18 protein-coding genes are annotated in these 20,120 nt (G+C 69.7%); 14 read left to right on the forward strand and 4 right to left on the reverse strand.

The genetic code is table 11. From position 1 onward, the window contains the following. The 4 genes from QR78_RS03840 to recA all read left to right on the forward strand — a co-directional run. Positions 1–813 (forward strand): response regulator (locus QR78_RS03840; protein WP_048426178.1); only part of this gene is annotated, 813 nt, incomplete at its 5' end. Positions 814–886: 73 nt separating this feature from the next. Beyond that, positions 887–1,129: a hypothetical protein gene (locus QR78_RS03845; RefSeq protein ID WP_125901217.1), complete on the forward strand. Its 243-nt coding sequence runs from the start codon at positions 887–889 to the stop codon at positions 1,127–1,129. 47 nt (positions 1,130–1,176) lie between these two features. Further along, positions 1,177–1,596, forward strand: coding sequence for a PIN domain-containing protein (locus QR78_RS32355; protein WP_082171972.1), 420 nt, complete (start codon positions 1,177–1,179; stop codon positions 1,594–1,596). A gap of 122 nt (positions 1,597–1,718) precedes the next feature. Beyond that, positions 1,719–2,810 (forward strand): recombinase RecA, encoded by a 1,092-nt coding sequence (gene recA / locus QR78_RS03855; protein WP_048426181.1) that lies wholly within the window; start codon positions 1,719–1,721, stop codon positions 2,808–2,810. 340 nt (positions 2,811–3,150) lie between these two features. Here the strand turns inward: recA and QR78_RS03860 are convergent, their stop codons facing one another. Beyond that, entirely contained in the window at positions 3,151–3,564 is a 414-nt protein-coding gene (locus QR78_RS03860) for an MAPEG family protein (protein WP_048426182.1), read from the reverse strand. Between the two features lie 203 nt (positions 3,565–3,767). On the opposite strand from QR78_RS03860, the gene alaS reads away from it, so the two are divergent. The 6 genes from alaS (at position 3,768) to QR78_RS03890 (ending at position 12,146) form a co-directional block, all read left to right on the forward strand. Beyond that, on the forward strand, positions 3,768–6,434 hold the full coding sequence (gene alaS / locus QR78_RS03865; protein WP_048426183.1) for an alanine--tRNA ligase: 2,667 nt from the start codon (positions 3,768–3,770) through the stop codon (positions 6,432–6,434). 440 nt (positions 6,435–6,874) lie between these two features. Then, complete coding sequence (rfbC, locus tag QR78_RS03870; RefSeq protein ID WP_048426184.1) at positions 6,875–7,429, forward strand: dTDP-4-dehydrorhamnose 3,5-epimerase; 555 nt, start codon at positions 6,875–6,877, stop codon at positions 7,427–7,429. Between the two features lie 47 nt (positions 7,430–7,476). Further along, positions 7,477–8,529 (forward strand): dTDP-glucose 4,6-dehydratase, encoded by a 1,053-nt coding sequence (gene rfbB / locus QR78_RS03875; protein ID WP_048426185.1) that lies wholly within the window; start codon positions 7,477–7,479, stop codon positions 8,527–8,529. A gap of 4 nt (positions 8,530–8,533) precedes the next feature. Then, positions 8,534–9,433, forward strand: coding sequence for a dTDP-4-dehydrorhamnose reductase (gene rfbD / locus QR78_RS03880; protein ID WP_048426186.1), 900 nt, complete (start codon positions 8,534–8,536; stop codon positions 9,431–9,433). A gap of 13 nt (positions 9,434–9,446) precedes the next feature. Next, positions 9,447–10,337 (forward strand): glucose-1-phosphate thymidylyltransferase RfbA, encoded by an 891-nt coding sequence (gene rfbA / locus QR78_RS03885; protein WP_048426187.1) that lies wholly within the window; start codon positions 9,447–9,449, stop codon positions 10,335–10,337. Positions 10,338–10,613: 276 nt separating this feature from the next. Then, a complete protein-coding gene (locus QR78_RS03890; RefSeq protein ID WP_048426188.1) occupies positions 10,614–12,146 on the forward strand; it encodes an acyl-CoA carboxylase subunit beta in 1,533 nt (510 codons plus the stop codon). A gap of 165 nt (positions 12,147–12,311) precedes the next feature. Here the strand turns inward: QR78_RS03890 and QR78_RS03895 are convergent, their stop codons facing one another. Together QR78_RS03895 and QR78_RS03900 are read right to left on the reverse strand one after the other, a co-directional pair. Beyond that, entirely contained in the window at positions 12,312–13,772 is a 1,461-nt protein-coding gene (locus tag QR78_RS03895) for a methyl-accepting chemotaxis protein (RefSeq protein WP_048426189.1), read from the reverse strand. 547 nt (positions 13,773–14,319) lie between these two features. Then, positions 14,320–15,702 carry an aminotransferase gene (locus QR78_RS03900; protein WP_048426190.1) on the reverse strand — a complete coding sequence of 461 codons (1,383 nt, stop codon included), beginning with the start codon at positions 15,700–15,702 and terminating at the stop codon, positions 14,320–14,322. A 152-nt stretch (positions 15,703–15,854) separates the two neighbouring features. On the opposite strand from QR78_RS03900, the gene QR78_RS03905 reads away from it, so the two are divergent. Next, positions 15,855–16,391 (forward strand): hypothetical protein, encoded by a 537-nt coding sequence (locus tag QR78_RS03905; protein ID WP_048426191.1) that lies wholly within the window; start codon positions 15,855–15,857, stop codon positions 16,389–16,391. A 16-nt stretch (positions 16,392–16,407) separates the two neighbouring features. Here the strand turns inward: QR78_RS03905 and QR78_RS03910 are convergent, their stop codons facing one another. Next, positions 16,408–16,860, reverse strand: coding sequence for a MarR family winged helix-turn-helix transcriptional regulator (locus QR78_RS03910; RefSeq protein ID WP_244276530.1), 453 nt, complete (start codon positions 16,858–16,860; stop codon positions 16,408–16,410). Between the two features lie 233 nt (positions 16,861–17,093). On the opposite strand from QR78_RS03910, the gene QR78_RS03915 reads away from it, so the two are divergent. The 3 genes from QR78_RS03915 to QR78_RS03925 all read left to right on the forward strand — a co-directional run bounded on the left by QR78_RS03915 (position 17,094) and on the right by QR78_RS03925 (position 19,985). After that, complete coding sequence (locus QR78_RS03915) at positions 17,094–18,722, forward strand: long-chain-fatty-acid--CoA ligase (RefSeq protein WP_048426193.1); 1,629 nt, start codon at positions 17,094–17,096, stop codon at positions 18,720–18,722. Positions 18,723–18,852: 130 nt separating this feature from the next. Next, positions 18,853–19,254, forward strand: coding sequence for a thiol-disulfide oxidoreductase DCC family protein (locus QR78_RS03920; protein WP_048426194.1), 402 nt, complete (start codon positions 18,853–18,855; stop codon positions 19,252–19,254). After that, entirely contained in the window at positions 19,251–19,985 is a 735-nt protein-coding gene (locus QR78_RS03925; RefSeq protein ID WP_048426195.1) for an SDR family NAD(P)-dependent oxidoreductase, read from the forward strand. The genes QR78_RS03920 and QR78_RS03925 overlap by 4 nt, the downstream gene beginning before the upstream one ends. Positions 19,986–20,120 lie beyond the last annotated feature (135 nt).

A 20,120-nucleotide genomic window follows, 5' to 3' on the forward strand; every position in this document is an offset into this window, starting at 1 on the left:
GCCCGCGACGCGATGCCGGAGGGCGGGCGCCTGCTGATCCGCACCGCCAACATGGCCGCGGAAGCCGTCGGTGCCTTGCGCCTCAACGGCCTGCCGGGCGCCGACCACGTCCTCATCGAGGTCAGCGACACCGGCACCGGCATGACCCCGGAGGTGATGGAAAAAATCTTCGAGCCGTTCTTCACCACCAAGGAGGTCAACAAGGGCACGGGCCTGGGTCTCTCGACGGTGTTCGGCATCGTCAAGCAGTCCGGCGGCTACATCGACGTGCGCTCGACCATCGGCCAGGGCACGGTCTTCGCCATCTATCTGCCCCGCCACGTCCCCGTTCCGGAGGCGGAGGTCCCCGAGGTCTCGGCGGACCTGCCCGCACCCGCCGCCGGCGGCGCCCCGGCTCCGGCATCCGCCGCGGAGGCCCAGAAGCCGCCGGCCCGCGACCTCACCGGCCACGGCACGATCCTGCTGGTCGAGGACGAGGATCCCGTCCGCGCGGTCAATGCCCGGGCGCTCACCGCCCGCGGCTACACCGTGCTCGAGGCGGCCTCGGGCCTCGAGGCCCTGCAGATCATGGAGGAGCGCGACGTGCCGGTGGACCTCGTCGTCTCCGACGTGGTGATGCCCGAGATGGACGGCCCGACCCTGCTGCGCGAATTGCGCAAGGGCCACCCCTCGCTCAAGGTGATCTTCGTCTCCGGCTACGCCGAGGACGCCTTCCGCAAGAACCTGCCCGACGGCGAGGAGTTCAACTTCCTGCCCAAGCCGTTCAGCCTGAAGCAGCTCGTCGAGACGGTGAAGACCACGATGGCGGGGTGAGGGCGTCCGGATCGCCGTGCTCGTGGCCGCCGCCTGCGGGACTTACATCCATGTATGTAACCAGGGGGTGGCCATGAAGACCGCGATCAGCATGCGCGAACTCCAGACGATGTCGGCCGGCGCGATCCAGGCGCTGCCGCATGCGATGCCGATCAAGAACGGCACCGCGACCGTCGGCATTCTGTTGCCGATCCACCAGGCATCTCCGGAGTATATGCGCAAGGTGATAGCCGATATTCGGGCGGATGCGGAAAAGTATACTCCCGAAGAGAACGCTGCCATTGATCGGCTGCTGGCCGAGCGCGGCGCCGAGTGACGGAGAGGTCTGCCGACGCGGATCTTCCTCTGCGACGGCCTTCCAGCATGCCGGTCGTCGATACCAACATCGTCTTGAGTGCCGCCTTGGGGTGCCGCTCCGTGTCGGTCTTCGACGCACTTGCCGATCGACGGCTCGTAGCGACATCCGCCCGCGTTGCGGAGAAGGTCCAGCGGGTCCTGCTGAGTGTTCCGGATCTCCCGGCGGGAGCACCTGTGCGCGCGGGTGTGATTCTCGCCGGGATCGATGTCATTGATGCCTCGTACTACTCCGACCGAATCGAGAGCGCGGCCGGCGTCCTCTCCGACGCCGTCGCCTCCCGCAACGGCTCGACGTCGGACGCGCATGTCCTCGCCTGCGCCTGGCTGCTGGACGCCGACATCTGGAGCCACGACCGCGACTTCGCCGGGACCGGCTGGCCGTCCTGGTCGAACGCCAACCTGCTCCGGGCCCTCGACGGCGCCTGATCCCCCGAAAATGCCTCGATGAATGCCCCTCCCGCCCTTGCCGGAAGAGAACAAAACAGGTACATAAATCCCAGCCGCGCGATTGAGACTTGTCGCCCCTCCTGCCATAAGGACCCGCCGAGATGGCTCAGCCCCAGATGCGACTGGTGGAAAACCCGACCATGGACAAAGACAAGTCGAAGGCGATCGACGCCGCCCTCGCCCAGATCGAGCGCGCCTTCGGCAAGGGCTCGATCATGCGGCTCGGCAAGGGCGACAAGGTGCAGGAGGTCGAGGTCGTCTCGACCGGCTCGCTCGGCCTCGACATCGCGCTCGGCGTCGGCGGCCTGCCGCGCGGCCGCGTGATCGAGATCTACGGGCCGGAATCCTCCGGCAAGACCACCCTCGCGCTCCACACCATCGCCGAGGCCCAGAAGAAGGGCGGCGTCTGCGCCTTCGTGGATGCCGAGCACGCCCTCGATCCGGTCTATGCCCGCAAGCTCGGCGTCAACCTCGACGACCTCCTGATCTCCCAGCCCGATACCGGCGAGCAGGCGCTGGAGATCACCGACACCCTGGTGCGCTCCGGCGCCATCGACATCCTGGTGGTCGATTCGGTGGCGGCGCTGACCCCGCGGGCCGAGATCGAGGGCGAGATGGGCGACCAGCAGCCGGGCCTCCAGGCCCGCCTGATGAGCCAGGCCCTGCGCAAGCTCACCGGCTCGATCTCGCGCTCGAACTGCATGGTCATCTTCATCAACCAGATCCGGATGAAGATCGGCGTGATGTACGGCAGCCCCGAGACCACGACGGGCGGCAACGCACTGAAGTTCTACGCCTCGGTCCGCCTCGACATCCGCCGCATCTCGACCCTGAAGGACCGCGACCAGCCGATCGGCAACAGCGTCCGGGTCAAGGTGGTCAAGAACAAGGTGGCGCCGCCGTTCAAGCAGGTCGAGTTCGACATCATGTTCGGCGAGGGCGTGTCGAAGGTCGGCGAGCTGATCGACCTCGGCGTCAAGGCCGGCATCGTCGAGAAGTCGGGCGCCTGGTTCTCCTACGACAGCCAGCGCCTTGGCCAGGGCCGCGAGAACTCGAAGGGCTTCCTGCGCGACAATCCCGACATCGCCAACAAGATCGAGGCTTCGATCCGGCAGAATTCGGGCCTCGTGGCCGATAAGATCCTTGAGAACGCGACGCCGACGGCCGACGACCTCGACGAGGGGTCGGCCTGATCCCGACGGATCGGTTCTGACGACATCCGGGGCCGCCGCGCGACGAGCGCGGCGGCCCTTTTTCTGTTCCGCGGGGCTGTCAAGGACCCAATAAAGGCGCGCGTATCCCCCTCTCCCCGCGGGCGGGGAGAGGGCCGGCTACACCCTGTCGTGTAGCCGGCAAGCGCAGGCGCAAGCCGGAGCGAGGGTGAGGGGGTGGGTCCGGGAAGAGACTCCTCCGGAAACACCCCCTCACCTTCGCCCTTCGGGCTACCTGAGCCCCTTCGGAGCTCAGGCCTCTTCCCTCCCGCGGGGAGAGGGGAAACCCGCGCCTCGATCGGCTGCCGGACGGCCTGCTCACTTACGGTGCCCCCGGCCCCGCCCAGCCGAACAGCCCGGCAAACACGAAGCCGATGCCGACGATCGCCACGCCCCAGACGAGGGTGCGGATCCACGGGATGCCGAAGCCGTAGATCGGCAGGTAGAGGAGCCGGGCCCAGAAGTAGAGCTGTGCCCCCCACGCCACCGCGCCGCCCTGGCGGCCCGAGACGGCTGCCGCCAGCACCAGGGCGGCGAAGAGCGGGAAGGTCTCGAAGAAGTTGGCCGAGGCCCGCTTCAGCCGGGCGGCGGCCCCGGTGACCTCGCCCTCGCTCTCGCGGTTGCCCGCCGCCCAGGTCAGGCCGCCGCGCTGGGCGAGGCCCGCGGTCGAGGCGGCCATGATGTGCGCGAAGCCGAGGGCGGCCGAGAGGGCGAGGAGACGGATTTCGTCGGTCATCGAAGCACAAGTCCCGGAACGAGGAATCTGCCGGCGGGCCGGCGGCCGCGCTTGCTTCCCACGCACATAGCGGCGGCGCTCCGCCTCGACACGGGGGGAGCGCGTGACTAAAGACACGCGGATGCATCCGCGGGCCGCCCGCCGGTGCGCCCCGTTTTCACGCCCGCCCGCCCGGCCCGCCTTCCGCAGAGACGATTCTTCCCATGAGTGGCGTCAACGAGATCCGGTCCACCTTCCTGGACTACTTCGCCAAGCACGGTCACGAGGTGGTGCCGTCCTCGCCGCTGGTGCCGCGCAACGACCCGACGTTGATGTTCACCAACGCCGGCATGGTGCAGTTCAAGAACGTCTTCACCGGCGTCGAGAAGCGGCCCTACCAGCGCGCCACCACCGCCCAGAAATGCGTGCGCGCCGGCGGCAAGCACAACGACCTCGACAACGTCGGGTACACGGCGCGCCACCACACCTTCTTCGAGATGTTGGGCAACTTCTCGTTCGGCGACTATTTCAAGCCGCTGGCGATCGAGCTGGCCTGGAACCTCGTCACCAAGGAATTCGGGCTCTCGCCCGAGAAGCTGCTCGTCACGGTCTACGCCGACGACGACGACGCCGCCGCCCTGTGGCGCAAGATCGCCGGCTTCTCCGACGACCGCATCATCCGCATCCCGACCTCCGACAATTTCTGGCAGATGGGCGATACCGGCCCGTGCGGCCCGTGCTCGGAGATCTTCATCGATCAGGGTCCGGAACTCTGGGGCGGTCCGCCCGGCAGCCCGGAGGAGGACGGCGACCGCTTCCTCGAATTCTGGAACCTCGTGTTCATGCAGTACGAGCAGATCGAGCCGGGCAACCGGGTCGGCCTGCCGCGTCCCTCGATCGATACCGGCATGGGCCTCGAGCGCATGGCGGCGATCCTCCAGGGCGTGAAGAGCAACTACGACACCGACCTCTTCCGCAGCCTGATCGACGCCGTGGCGCATCAGGTCGGCCGGGCGCCGGAGGGCAAGCAGACGGCGTCCTACCGGGTGATCGCCGACCACCTGCGCGCCTCGTCCTTCCTCGTCGCCGACGGGGTGCTGCCGAGCAACGAGGGCCGCGGCTACGTGCTGCGCCGGATCATGCGCCGGGCCATGCGCCACGCCCAGCTCCTCGGCTCGCGCGACCCGATGATGTACCGCCTCGTGCCGACGCTGGTGCGCGAGATGGGCCAGGCCTATCCCGAACTGGCGCGGGCCGAGAGCCTGATCGCCGAGACCCTGCGTCTCGAAGAGACCCGCTTCCGCCGTACCCTGGAGCGCGGCCTCTCGATCCTCGACGCCGAGACCCGCGACCTCTCGGACGGCCAGAGCCTGTCGGGCGAGACCGCCTTCACGCTCTACGACACCTACGGCTTCCCCCTCGACCTGACCCAGGACGCGCTCAAGTCCCGCGGCATCACGGTCGACACGGACGGCTTCACGGCCGCGATGCAGCGCCAGCGCGAAGCGGCGCGGGCGGCCTGGACGGGCTCGGGCGAGGCCGCCACCGAGACCCTGTGGTACGGCTTGCGCGAGCGCACCGGCGCCACCGAGTTCCTCGGCTACGACACGGAAGGTGCCGAGGCGGTCGTCACCGCGCTGGTCAAGGGTGGCGCCGAGGTCGAGGCGATCCGGGCCGGCGAGGAAGGCCTCCTCGTCGTCACCCAGACCCCGTTCTACGGCGAGTCCGGCGGCCAGGTCGGTGATACCGGCCTGGTCAGCGGCCAGGGCCTGCGCGCCCGGGTGACCGCGACCGAAAAGAAGCTCGGCGACCTCTTCGTCCACCACGTCGCGGTGGAGGAGGGGAGCCTGACCCTCAATCAGCCGGTCGAGCTGAAGGTCGATCACGGCCGCCGCTCGGCGATCCGCGCCAACCACTCGGCCACCCACCTCCTGCACGAGGCCCTGCGCCAGGTGCTCGGCGACCACGTCGCCCAGAAGGGCTCCCTCGTCGCCCCCGAGCGCCTGCGCTTCGACATCAGCCATCCGAAGCCGATCGAGGCCGAGGAGCTGGCCCGGGTCGAGGAGATCGCCAACCGGGTGCTGCTCCAGAACGAGCCGGTGGTGACCAAGCTGATGGCGGTCGACGACGCCATCGCGTCGGGCGCCCGCGCGCTGTTCGGCGAGAAGTACGGCGAGGAGGTCCGGGTGGTCTCGATGGGCCGCGACGAGGCCGCCGACGGCCGCCCGAAGACCTTCTCGGTCGAGCTGTGCGGCGGTACCCATGTCGGGCGCACCGGCGATATCGGCGTCGTGACGATCCTCGGCGACAGCGCCGTCGGCGCCGGCGTGCGCCGGATCGAGGCGATGACGGGCGACGCCGCCCGCCGCCATCTCGCGGGGGAGAGCCGCCAGCTGGCGGCGATCGCCGCCCTGCTCAAGGCCCCGGTGGCCGAGGCGCCCGAGCGCCTGGCGAGCCTGCTCGAGGAGCGCCGCCGGATGGAGCGGGAACTCGCCGACGCGCGCCGCAAGCTCGCCATGGGCGGGGGCGCGGCCGGTGGCGGCGACGACGGCGTGCGCGAGGTCGCCGGCACCAAGCTGATGGCCCGGGTCGTGCAGGGCGTCGAGATGCGCGACCTCAAGAGCCTCGCCGACGAGGGCAAGAAGCGGCTCGGCTCCGGGATCGTCGCGATCGTGGGCGTGGCGCCCGACGGCAAGGCCGGCCTCGTCGTCGGCGTGACCGAGGATCTGACCGGCCGGTTCGACGCCGTCGCCCTGGTGCGGGCGGGCTCCGAGCGGCTCGGCGGCAAGGGCGGCGGCGGTCGCCGCGACATGGCCCAGGCCGGCGGTCCGGACGGGGCGGCGGCCGAGGCTGCCCTGGAAGCGATCGCGGCGGTTCTGGCGGCTGCGTGAGATCGTGTCGGCGCCCGATCGGGTGTCGACACCCTGGCGCCCTGGGTGATGCCTGAGAGCCACAGGCCGGGTCTTTCTGGTGGCGACCAAGCCTGTCGTCTCCATCGGGAGCGGCATTCGCGCTCCCGACGATGGGCTCGGTCTCAGTCGTTCGACTGTCTCGCGGGTCCGTCCCAAATATTGCTCCGATTGTTCCAAAATCCTGCCGGTGTCGGGAGGCGGGGTCTCCGTGCCGGGGCACCGGGACTGTGCGGAAGCCTGTTGCGGATCGTCTCCGCCCCGCGGCCCCAAGCCTCGTCCGGCCTTGCCCATCTCGCATCCGCGAAGTAGAGGCTGCGGGAACCCGGATCGTCCCGCCGTGGGCCGACGTGCTCGTGCCACGATTGCCGGTCATGAGCCGCCGGACGAATCCGCCGCGTCATATCGGAAGGTGGGCAAGAATGCAGGTCATCGATCAGGCGATCCCGGCAGTGAAGCTCGTGATCCCCAAGCGGCACGGCGATGCCCGCGGCTGGTTCTCGGAGACCTACCGGGCCGACATCCTGGCCGCCCACGGCGTCGAGGACCACTTCATCCAGGACAACCAGTCCTTCTCGGCGCAACAGGGCACCGTCCGCGGCCTGCACTTCCAGCGCCATCCCTTCGCCCAGGCCAAGCTGATCCGCGTCCTCTCCGGCGCGATCCTCGACGTCGCGGTCGACCTGCGCCGGGACTCGCCCACCTACGGCCGGCACGTCGCCGCACGTCTCGACGCCGAGAACGGTCATCAGCTCTACGTGCCGATCGGGTTCGGCCACGGCTTCTGCACCCTCGAGCCCGATACGATGGTGGCCTACAAGGTCGCCGGCGGCGTCTATAGTCCGGACCACGACGGCGCCGTGCTGTGGAACGACCCCGATCTCGGCATCGACTGGCCGGTGAGCGAGGCCGAGGCCCAGCTCTCGGCCAAGGACAAGGTCGCGCCCCGCTTCGCCGACCTGCCCGCCCTGTTCTGACGATCCGCGGTCGCCAACCCCTCATTCTTCCGGAGATCACCTACCCCATGCGCATCCTCGTCACGGGCGGCTGCGGCTTCATCGGCTCGGCCCTGGTCCTCCACCTCGTCCGGGAGCTCGGCCACGAGGTCCTGACCCTCGACGCGCTCACCTACGCGGCGAACCCGATCTCGCTGATGCCGCTCAAGGGCGACAACCGCCACCGCTTCGCCGAAGCCGATATCTGCGACCACGAGAAGGTCTCGACGCTCTTCGAGGAGTTCCGGCCGCAAGCCGTGATGCATCTCGCCGCCGAGAGCCATGTCGACCGCTCGATCACCGGGCCGGGCGCCTTCATCCGCACCAACGTGGTCGGCACCCAGGTGATGCTGGAGGCCGCGCGCGCCTACTACAACACGCTGCAGGGCGCGGAGCGCGACGCGTTCCGGTTCCTCCACGTCTCGACCGACGAGGTCTACGGCTCGCTGCCCCCGGGCGGCTTCTTCACCGAGGACAGCCGCTACGACCCGCGCTCGCCCTACTCGGCCTCGAAGGCGGCCTCCGACCACCTGGCCCGTGCCTGGCACGAGACCTACGGCCTGCCGGTGCTGGTGACCAACTGCTCGAACAATTACGGGCCGCGGCACTTCCCCGAGAAGCTGATCCCGCTGATGATCCTCAACGCCCTGGAGGGCAAGAACCTCCCGGTCTACGGCGACGGCCAGAACGAGCGCGACTGGATCCACGTCGAGGATCATGCCCGCGGCCTCGTCGCGGTGCTGGAGAAGGGCCGGATCGGCGAGACCTACCTGCTCGGCGGCCGCTCGGTGCGCAACAATCTCGAGGTGGTCAAGACGCTCTGCGCGATCTTCGATCGTCTCCGTCCCGAGGCCGGCCCGCACGAGCGCCTGATCCAGTTCGTCACCGACCGTCCCGGCCACGACCGGCGCTACGCCATCGACCCGAGCAAGGCCGAGGCCGAGGTCGGCTACACGCCCTCCCGCACCTTCGAGCAGGCGCTCGAGGATACCGTGCGCTGGTACCTCGACAACGAGTCGTGGTGGCGCCCGATCCGCGAGGGCCGCTATTCCGGCGAGCGCCTCGGCCTGAGCGCGGAGTGAAGCCATGACGCGGGAGATCCTCGTCCTCGGCGGCGGCGGCCAGGTCGGCACCGAGTTGCAGCGGCAATCCTTCGGGGAGGGCGTGGTCGTCCACGCCCCCACCCGGGAGGCGCTGGACATCACCGACGAGGCGGCGGTCGCCCGCGCCATCGCCGCGCGTCCCTACGCGGCGGTGATCAACACCGCCGCCTACACGGCGGTCGACAAGGCCGAGAGCGACGTGGCCGCCGCCTGGCGGCTCAACGCGCTGAGCGCCGCCTACCTGGCGGCGGAGACCGCGAAGGCCGGCATCCCGCTGATCCACGTCTCGACCGACTACGTCTTCGACGGGACGGGGACCGGCGCCTACGCCGCCGATGCCCCGCTACATCCGGTCAGCGTCTACGGTGCCAGCAAGGCCGCCGGCGAGATGGCGGTGCGCACCGGCAACCCGCGCCACGCGGTGGTCCGCACCGCCTGGGTGGTGAGCCCGCACCGGGCGAACTTCGTCAAGACGATGCTGCGGCTTTCGGCCGAGCGCGACAAGCTGACGGTGGTCGCCGACCAGCGCGGCTGCCCGACCTCGGCCGGCGACCTCGCGGCGGCGCTGGTCGCGATCGCGCTGCGCTTCGCCGAGGATCCGGCGGCGCCCGCCGGCACCTATCACTGCGTCAATGCCGGGGCGACGACCTGGTACGATTTCGCGCAGGCCATCATGGCCGGCGCGGCGGCCCGCGGCGCGCGCGCGGTGCCGGTCGAACCGATCCCCAGCACGGCCTTCAAGACCCCGGTCACCCGGCCGGCCAATTCCGAGCTGTCGACCGAGACGTTGACCGCCGCCTTCGGCCTCGTGCCGCGCCCGTGGCAGGCGGCCCTCGACGACATCCTGGACCAGCTCATCGGTCCCGCTGCGAAACAAGCCTGAGGAGTTTTCGACCATGAAGGGCATCGTGCTCGCCGGCGGGTCCGGCACGCGGCTGCATCCGGCGACGCTGGCGATCAACAAGCAGCTGCTGCCGGTCTACGACAAGCCGATGATCTACTACCCGATCTCGGTGCTGATGCTGGCCGGCATCCGCGACATCCTGCTGATCTCGTCGCCGGAGCATATCGACAACTACAAGCGCCTGTTCGGCACCGGCGAGCAGTTCGGAATCAACATCTCCTACGCCCTGCAGCCGAAGCCGGAAGGGCTGGCCCAGGCCTTCATCATCGGCCGCGAGTTCGTCGGTGACGACTCGGTCGCGCTGGTGCTCGGCGACAACCTGTTCTTCGGCGCCGGCATGCGCGAGCTGCTGGCCAAGGCCAAGGCGCGCAAGACCGGCGCGTCGGTCTTCGCCTACCATGTCGATCAGCCCGAGGCCTACGGCGTCGTCACCCTCGACAAGGACGGCCGCGCCACCAAGCTCGTCGAGAAGCCGAAGAACCCCGAATCGCCCTGGGCGGTGACCGGCCTCTACTTCTACGACAACCAGGTGCTCGACATCGCGGCGGCCGTGAAGCCCTCGCCCCGCGGCGAGCTCGAGATCACCGACGTCAACCAGGCCTATCTCGACCGCGGCCAGCTCCACGTCGAGTGCATGTCGCGCGGCTATGCCTGGCTCGATACCGGCACCCACGACAACCTGCTGGAAGCCGGCGAGTTCGTCCGCGTCATCCAGCACCGCCAGGGCATGCAGGTCGCCTGCCTGGAGGAGATCGCCTACACGCAAGGGTTCATCACCCGCGAGCAGGTGGTGGCCCGCGGCCAGCTCTTCGCCAAGACCAATTACGGCCAGAGCCTGCTGCGCCTCGCCCGCGAGCAGGAGCCGGGTCAGGCCCTGCTCTGAGGCACGAGCACCGATCCGAGGCTCGCGCCGAGCACCCGCCCGGCGCGAGCGGCACGGATGATCGAGGGCCGCGCCGTCCCGGCAGGGGAGGGCGCGGCCCTTCGCGTTCGTCCCGCGTCGCCCCGCCCATAAAGACCGAGTTTTCGCAGCGCCCCGGCGCGTGCTAAGGCCGCAGGCACGGCCAAGTCTGGTTCGGGGCAAGTCTGGTGCGGGACACGTCCCGCGCCAGGAGCCTCCCGGCGGGCGGGCGACATTTCTTCAGGGACGGGCGACAGCATGAAGGACATCCTCGATCGGCTGGACCAGCGGCGTGCGCAGGCCCGGCTCGGCGGTGGCGAGAGCCGGGTGGCGGCGCAGCACAAGCGCGGCAAGCTGACGGCCCGCGAGCGCATCGAGCTCCTCCTCGATTCCGGGTCGTTCGAAGAGTTCGACATGTTCGTGCAGCACCGCTCGAACGATTTCGGGATGGAGAACCAGAAGATCCCGGGCGACGGCGTCGTCACCGGCTGGGGCACCATCAACGGTCGCGCGGTCTTCGTCTTCTCCAAGGACTTCACGGTCTTCGGTGGCTCGCTCTCCGAGGCGCATGCCCAGAAGATCATCAAGGTCCAGGACATGGCGCTCAAGATGCGCGCCCCGATCATCGGCATCTTCGATGCCGGCGGCGCCCGCATCCAGGAGGGCGTTGCGGCGCTCGGCGGCTACGGCGAGGTGTTCAAGCGCAACGTCACGGCGTCCGGCGTGATCCCGCAGATCTCGGTGATCATGGGGCCGTGCGCGGGCGGCGACGTCTACTCGCCGGCGATGACCGACTTCATCTTCATGGTGCGGGACACGAGCTACATGTTCGTGACCGGGCCCGACGTGGTCAAGACCGTGACCAACGAGGTGGTGACGGCGGAAGAGCTCGGCGGCGCCAAGGTCCACACCTCGAAATCCTCCATCGCCGACGGCTCCTACGAGAACGACGTCGAGGCGCTGCTGCAGATCCGGCGCCTGATGGACTTCCTGCCGGCCAACAACCAGGCCGGCGTGCCGGAGATCGAGAGCTTCGACGATCCCTCCCGCCTCGACCGCAGCCTCGATACCCTGATCCCCGACAACCCGAACAAGCCCTACGACATGGGCGAGCTGATCCGGCGGGTCGTCGACGAGGGCGACTTCTTCGAGATCCAGGCGGCGTATGCCCGCAACATCATCACGGGCTTTGCCCGGGTCGAGGGCCGCACCGTCGGCTTCGTCGCCAACCAGCCGATGGTGCTCGCTGGCGTCCTCGACTCGGACGCCTCGCGCAAGGCGGCCCGCTTCGTCCGCTTCTGCGACGCGTTCTCGATCCCGATCGTCACCTTCGTCGACGTGCCGGGCTTCCTGCCGGGCACCGCGCAGGAATATGGCGGCCTGATCAAGCACGGCGCCAAGCTGCTCTTCGCCTACAGCCAGGCGACGGTGCCGCTCGTCACCGTCATCACCCGCAAGGCCTTCGGCGGCGCCTACGACGTGATGGCCTCCAAGCATGTGGGCGGCGACGTGAACTACGCCTGGCCGACCGCCCAGATCGCCGTGATGGGCGCCAAGGGCGCGGTCGAGATCATCTTCCGCCAGGACCTCGGCGACCCGGAGAAGATCGCGGCGCGCACGGCCGAGTACGAGGAGCGCTTCATGTCGCCCTTCGTGGCCGCCGAGCGCGGCTACATCGACGAGGTGATCATGCCGCACTCGACCCGTCGGCGCATCGCCCGGGCGCTCGCCATGCTCCGCACCAAGGAGAGCGAGCAGCCCTGGAAGAAGCACGACAACATCCCGTTGTGAACGATGGAAGGGAGCGGTGAAATCCGTTCCCTTCGCCTGGTGCCGGACCAGTATACCCGCGCAGCGAGCCATCTTATCGGCTGTCCCACCCAAGACCTCAGGATGAGGTCGCGGGTGGGATAAAAGATTCCAGCGACTCTCCGGGTCTCAGGCTCGAAGGGCGCTTCAGCCCGCCTTCAAAAACTTCTCGACGCTGCCCGTCAGGCCGCTCGAATGGCCGGCGAGGCTCTCCGACACCGTCCGGACCGATTCGGCGATCCGGCGCGTGGCGTTGGCGGCGTCCGCCACCGCCACGATGTTCGACGACACCTCCTGGGTCGAGGCGGCCTGCTCCTCGACGGCGCTCGCGATGGCGAGCGTCAGCCGCGACAGTTCCGCCACCGCCGCGCTGATCGTGGCGATCGCCGCCACCGCCTCGCCGGTCGCTCCCTGGATGTCGCCGATGCGCTGGGTGATCTCGCCGGTGGCCTTGGCGGTCTGGCCGGCGAGCTCCTTCACCTCCGCCGCCACCACCGCGAAGCCGCGGCCCGCCGCCCCGGCGCGGGCCGCCTCGATCGTGGCATTGAGCGCCAGAAGGTTGGTCTGGTCGGCGATGGTGGAGATCATCCCGACGACCGAATCGACCTCCTTGGCCTTGGTGGAGAGGCTCCGCACCGTCGAATCGGTGGCTTCGGCCTGCGCGGCGATCTGCTGGGCGCGCTCGGACACCCGGCCGACCTGACCGGAGATCTCCTGGATCGCGGCCGTCATCTCCTCGGATCCCGCGGCCACGGTCGCGGCGCGCTCGCGTGCCTCATCGGCTGACTGGCCGAGGCCGTTGGCGGAGCGCTGCATCTCCTCGACCGCGCTGCTCATCGCGCCGACGACCTGCGACACGTCCGAGGCCATGTTCACCTGGGCGGTGACCACCGCCCAGGTCAGCATCGGCCCGAGATAGGTGCCGTCCGGGCCCATGATCGCCGAGACCTGGAGGTCGAGCGTCTCCGGTCCGAGCTTGATCTTGGTCCGGTGCGGTAGCCGGCTCGCATCGGCCAGCATCCGGCGCTGGTGCGCCGGGTTCTTGTGGAACACGTCGATCGAGGTCCCGATCATCAGGTCCGTCGCGACCGGAAGGTACTGCCCCAGCGGGCCGAGGGTGTGCCGCGACATCGCGTTCATGTAGTCGATGCGAAAGTCGTTGTGAGGGTCGGCGGTCATCACCGCGACCGGCATGCCCTCGATCATCGTCAGGAGGCGGCTGACCTCGTTCTTCTTCTTGGTGATGTTGGCGGCGACCTTCATCACCCGGACCGGTTTGCCGGTCGCATCGAAGACCGGATTGTAGGTTGCCTCGAGCCAGACGCGCTTGCCGTTCCTGCCGACGCGCAGGAACTCGCCGGCGAAGAACTGACCCTTGCGTAATGTCTCCCAGAACGTTGCGTACTCGGCAGAGTTGGACGTCTCGTCATCGAGGAACATCCGGTGATGACGGCCGACGATCTCGTCGAGCCGGTAATCGAGTTGATCGAGGAAATTGGCGTTGGCCGTGATCACGGTGCCATCGAGGTTGAACTCGATGATCGCAAGCGAGTTGTCGAGCGCGGCGAGCTTTGCCCCGCACAAATCATCCTGCCGCTTGCGAAACATGGTGTGGTCCTCCTGTGACCAGATTTCGTTCGAAATCTGGATGGGAGGTGTGAAGTGTTGCTTAAAGTTACCGTTTGTGTTTCGCGGGTACCGATCGCCCGGACGAGGCTGCGGTCGCCGGTCGGGCTGCAATTGTCGTGTTCCGGCAATCCCTTGCCGGTAGCGGCGCCGAGCGGCGCCGTTGCCCGGCCTGGAACTCACGGGCATCCCTAACGGTAATGTTCGACCTTGGGGCCGGTCGTGGTCGTGGGCACCAGGGAAGCGGGGATGTGCCGGGACCTGCCCTCTCGTACGCGTATCCGCCCCGTCTGGCGCGCGCTTGTCCAAAACGCATTCGGCTCGGCGGATCGCAGGGTCGTCCTGGTCGACGCGGAGCGTGGAGCCCCGCGTCGAACGGCCCGGCCCGCAACGGCCGGGCGGTCTTTCGTCCGAGACGCCGGATCAGCCGGTTTCCGATCGACCGCTTCGCGATGCGGAAACCGGCCTCGCTCAAGCGCCGCGCAGGCTCTCGATACGACTTCCGGAAAAGGATCTCCCGGAGATCGTATCAGACGGCCGTCAGGCCCTGCTCGCGGATCCAGGCCTGGGTGCGGTCGAGCGCGGTGCCGAGGCGGTCGAACAGGGTGTCGATCTCGTCCGGGCGGATCACCAGGGGCGGGCAGACCGCGACGCGGTCGCCGGTGAGGAAGCGGACGATCAGCCCCTCTTCCTGGGCGAAGGCGACGCAGCGGGCGGCGACGCCCGCCTTCGGGTCGTACTGGCGCTTCGTCGCCTTGTCGGCGACGATCTCGAGGCCGCCGATCAGGCCGAGGCCCTTGGCCTCGCCGACGAGCGGGTGCTCCTCCAGGGCAGACAGGCGGCGCTGGAAGTGCGGCGCCTTCTCGGCCGCGCCCTCGATGATCTTGTCGCGCCGATAGATCTCGATGGTCTTGAGCGCCACCGCGCTCGCCACCGGATGGCCCGAATAGGTGGTGCCGTGGCCGAAGGTGCCGATCTTGCGGCTCTGGTCCTGCATCGCCTGGTAGAGCGTCTCGTCGACCGTGACGCCGCCGAGCGGCATGTAGGCCGAGGTCAGCGCCTTGGCGAAGGACAGGCTGTGGGGCTTCATGCCCATGGCCTCGGAGCCGAACCAGGTACCGAGCCGGCCGAAGCCGCAGATCACCTCGTCGGCGATGAACCGCACGTCGTAGCGGGCGAGCACCGGCGCGATCGCGGCGAAATAGCCCTTCGGCGGCACGATGGCGCCGCCCGCACCCATCACCGGCTCGGCGATGAAGGCGGCGACCGTCTCGGGGCCCTCGCGCAGGATCATCTCCTCCAGCTCGGCCGCGAGCCGCGCCGAGTAGGCCTCCTCGGTCTCGCCGGCCTCGGCGCCGCGGTAATGGTGCGGGCAGGCGGCGTGCAGGAAGCCCGGCAGCGGCAGGTCCCAGTCGGCGTGGTTGGCGGTGAGCCCGGTGAGCGAGGCCGACGCCACGGTGACGCCGTGATAGCCCTTGTGCCGGCCGATGATCTTCTTCTTCTGCGGCCGGCCAAGCGCGTTGTTGAGGTACCAGGTCAGCTTGACCTGGGTGTCGTTGGCCTCCGAGCCGGACGAGGTGAAGAACACCTTCGAGACCGGGATCGGCGCCAGCTCCTTGAGGGTCTCGGCGAGCTCGATCGCCGGGTCGTGGCTGCGGCCGGAAAACAGGTGGGTGAAGGGCAGGCGCGCCATCTGCTCGCGGGCGGCCTCGACCAGCTCCTCGTTGGAATAGCCGAGCGCGGTGCACCACAGGCCGGCCATGCCCTCGAGATAGGGCCGCCCGTCGGTGTCGTAGACCCAGACGCCGTGGCCGCGCTCCAGCACCAGCGGCCCCGTCTGCCGGAAGGCCGCCAGGTTGGTGTAGGGGTGGATCAGGGTTTCGACGTCGCGGGTGGCGAGGTTCGAGAGCATCGTCGCGATCGCTTTCTTTGTCGGGGAACCGGAGAGGCTCCCGATGGGCGGAGCAGAATTCGCTTGCGCCGTCACACTAGCGGCGCGATGCCGACGCACAACCCGGGCCGCCCTCGCGGAACCCCCGCACATTCCTGGTCAGACCGACGCGCATGCTCGACCCCGCCGAACTCGTCTCGACGCCCGCGCCCGGCCGCGCCTGCGGCGCCTGCACCCTGTGCTGCAAGGTCTACGACGTGCCGGCGGTGGAGAGCGTGGCCGGCGAGTGGTGCCGCCACGCCAAGCCGGGCCGCGGCTGCGGCATCCACGAGACGCGGCCCGGCCATTGCCGCGCCTTCCACTGCCTGTGGATGACGGAAGGCTGGATCGGCCCGGAATGGAAGCCCGACAAGGCCAAGATGGTGCTGAGCCTCGATCCGACGACGCGCTTCCTGCACGTCCAGGTCGATCCGAGCCAGCCGTCGGTCTGGAAGCGCGAACCGTATTACAGCCAGCTCAAGCGCTGGGCCGTCGCCTCGCTGCCGCAGCGCCGGCACGTGCTGGTCTTCGTCAACCGCAGCGCCACCGTGGTGCTGCCGGACCGGGACGTGCCGCTCGGCGTCTTCCTGCCGGGCGACCGGCTCGTCGCCCGCGAGCGGATGACGCCGAACGGCGTCGTCCTCGACGTGGAGAAGCGGACGGTCAGCTGAGCCGCCCGCACCCGCTTCAGCCGCGATCGGCCCGGGCGGCGTCGCGCCAGGCCAGCACCACCCGCTCCAGCTCGTCCACGTCCCCGGGGGGCAGCCGCCCGAGGGTGCGGGTGACGTAGGCGCGCTGCGCCGCGATGCCCGATTGCGCCAGCGCCAGCCCGGCCTCGGTCAGGTGGAGGGCGTGCGAGCGCCGGTCGCCCGGGATCGGCCGGCGCTCGACGAGGCCGGCCTCGACCAGACGATCGATCAGCCCCGAGACGTTACCCTTGGTGACGTAGAGCCGCTCGGCCAGTTCCTGCTGGGTCAGGCCCTCCCGCTCCGACAGGGTCGAGAGCGCGTCGAATTGCGGGATCGAGAGCCCGACCGCCTTCAACTCCGCCGCCACCGCGGCCGAGACGCGCCGGTGCAGGCGGATGAAGCGGAACCAGACCCGCAGCGGATCGGCCCCGGCGTGAGCGTCGGCCGGCATCGGGTCTGCGGCGAGGGTCCGGGCGGGAGAGGAGGCGGTCATCGGAATAGTTTACATCGGAACCATCCCGGCGCCATCCATCGGCGCCGACGATCCCCGGATGCGCGCGGGCGCCGCTCTAGCCGCCTCCGCACCGCTGCCGTAAGCTCCCCTCCCATGACCGTGGGTCCACGAGGCCCCGGCGATCGAGGGCGCGGCCGCGACCGCGCTCCCCACGGGAAGGAAGACACGCCATGCTCGGCCTGATGCAGGACTGGCCCCTGCTGATCCACCGCGTCATCGACTATGCCGCGCTCCAGCACGGCGCCCGCCCGGTGATCTCGCGCTCGGTCGAGGGGCCGATGCACCGGACCGACTACGCCACGATCCGGCAGCGGGCCCTGCGTCTCTCGAAGCGCCTCACGGCCGACGGCATCGGCCTCGGCGACCGGGTCGCGACGCTGGCCTGGAACACCTGGCGCCACCTCGAGGCCTGGTACGGCATCACCGGCGTGGGGGCGATCTACCACACGGTCAACCCGCGGCTGTTCGAGGAGCAGATCGCCTACATCGTCAACCACGCCGAGGACCGGATTCTCCTCCTCGACCTCACCTTCCTGCCGCTGGTCGAGCGCCTGGCCGACAAGCTGCCGACGATCGAGCGCTACGTCGTGCTCACCGACGGCGCCCACATGCCGCAGACATCCTTGCGCAACGCCGTCGCCTACGAGGACTGGCTGGCGGAGGCCGACGACGACTTCGCCTGGGCGACCTTCGACGAGAACACGGCGGCCGGGCTCTGCTACACGTCGGGCACCACCGGCCTGCCGAAGGGCGTGCTCTACTCGCACCGCTCGAACGTGCTGCTCGCGCTCACGGTCAACAACCCGGCCTACATCGCGCTCTCGCCCAACGACATGGCGATGCCGGTGGTGCCGCTGTTCCACGCAAATGCCTGGGGCTTCACCTTCGCGGCGCCGATGTCGGGGGCCGGCCTCGTCATGCCGGGCCCGAAGCTCGACGGCGCCTCGGTGCTCGACATCCTGGAGAGCACCGGCGTCACCGTCACGGCCGCGGTGCCGACCGTGTGGCTCGGCCTGCTCCAGCACCTCGACGCGACGGGCAGCCGCCTCACCCACCTCAAGCGGGTCGTGATCGGCGGCTCGGCCTGCCCGCGGGCGATGACCGAGCGCTTCGAGCGCGATTTCGGCGTCACCGTCGACCATGCCTGGGGCATGACCGAGATGAGCCCGATCGGCTCCTACTGCTCGCTCAAGCCCGAGGTGGCCCATCTCCAGGGCGAGGCCCGCCTCGACCTCAAGATGAAGCAGGGCTACGCCCCCTTCGGCGTCGAATTCCGGCTCACCGACGACGACAACCGCGACCTGCCCTGGGACGGCACCACCTTCGGGCGCCTGAAGGTCGCGGGCTTCGCGGTGGCCAAGGCCTATTTCCGCTCCGACGAGCCGATCCTCGACGATCGCGGCTTCTTCGACACCGGCGACGTCGCCACGATCGACGAGCACGGCTACATGGCGATCACCGACCGCTCGAAGGACGTGATCAAGTCCGGCGGCGAGTGGATCTCCTCGATCGACCTGGAAAACCTGGCGGTCGGCCATCCGGACGTGGCGGAGGCCGCGGTGATCGGCGTGCAGCACCCGAAATGGGACGAGCGCCCGCTCCTCATTGTGGTGCCCAAGGAGGGCCGCACCCCCGACAAGGCCGACATCCTGGCCTTCATGGCGCCGCGCATCGCCAAGTGGTGGATGCCCGACGACGTGGTGGTGGTTCAGGCCATCCCCCATACCGCCACCGGCAAGATCCAGAAGACGGCGCTCCGCGACCAGTTCCGGGATTACCGGCTGCCCGGGGCGGCGTGAGGGCGGGGGGCGTTCGCCCCCCCCGACCGCCAAGTCGACGGCGCGACCATATCGCGCGTCCGCCGCACCATGACGGCGGGCGCGCCGCGCCCATCTCGCGACGGAGAGACGTCCGGCAGCGAGGGGTGGGATGGGGGCCGATCTGACCGTCTACTACGATGGGGCCTGCCCGCTCTGTCGCCGCGAGATCGCGCATTATCGCGGCCGGGCCGGGGCCGAGCGCGTGCGCTTCGTCGACCTCGCGGGCCCGGGCCGTCCCGATCTCGGACCCGGCCTCGACCTCGCCGCCGCCCGGGCCCGGTTCCACGTCCGCGAGGCGGACGGGCGCCTCGTCTCGGGGGCCGCGGCCTTCGCGCGGCTCTGGCGACGCTTTCCAGGCTGGCGCTGGTTCGGGCGCCTCGTCGAGGTGCGGCTCTTCGGGTGGCGGCCCCTGCTGCCTTTCGCCGAGGCCGCCTACCGCCTGTCGCTCACGGTCCGGCCTTGGCTGGCGCGCCGCCTGCGCGACACGCGCTGCGACGAGGTCTGCCGATGAATGCGCCGGGGCTTGGGCGCGGGCCGGCAGCGGTCGTCGTCGGCGCCTCCGGCGGCGTCGGCCGGGCTCTCGTCGCGGCGCTCGCGGCGGGAGGGGACTACGACACGATCTTCGCCCTGTCGCGCACGCCCGCACCCCAACCCGACGGGGTGCGGCCCCTGGCGATCGACGTCACGGACGAGGAGTCGGTCATGGCGGCGGCCCGCGACCTCGGCGAGGCCGGGCCGGTCGGGCTCGCCATCGTCGCCAGCGGCATCCTGCACGGGCCGGGCATCGCGCCCGAGAAGGCGATCCGGGCCCTCGATCCGGCCGCCATGGCGCGGGTCTTCGCCGTCAACACGCTGGGCCCGGCCCTCGTCGCCAAGCATCTCGTGCCGCTGATGCCCCGCCGGGGCCGCAGCGTCTTTGCCGCCCTCTCGGCCCGGGTCGGCTCGATCGGCGACAATCGCCTCGGCGGCTGGTACGCCTACCGGGCCTCCAAGGCGGCGCTGAACCAGGTCCTGCGCACCCTCGCGGTCGAGACCGCGCGCACCCACCCCGACCTGATCGTCGCCGGGCTGCATCCCGGCACCGTGCAGACCGCCCTCTCGCAGCCCTTCCGCCCCGAGCCCGGCCCAGGCCTGTTCACCCCGGAGGAGAGCGCCACCCACCTCCTGCGGGTGATCGGGGGGCTGACGCGTGAGGAGTCCGGCCGGGTCTTCGCCTGGGACGGGCAGCCGATCCCGCCGTGATCCTCCGGTGATGGCCCGGGGCATCCCTGTGCCCCCGCCGCCACGCTCCCCGAAATCCCTGTGCAGCACGCCCCGTTCGCCCTTGAGGCAACGCCTCCTTGAATGCGAGCGCGGCAGGATGGGGCGTGGCCGCGC

This window comes from Methylobacterium indicum, from assembly GCF_001043895.1.
Taxonomy (GTDB): Bacteria; Pseudomonadota; Alphaproteobacteria; order Rhizobiales; family Beijerinckiaceae; genus Methylobacterium; species Methylobacterium indicum.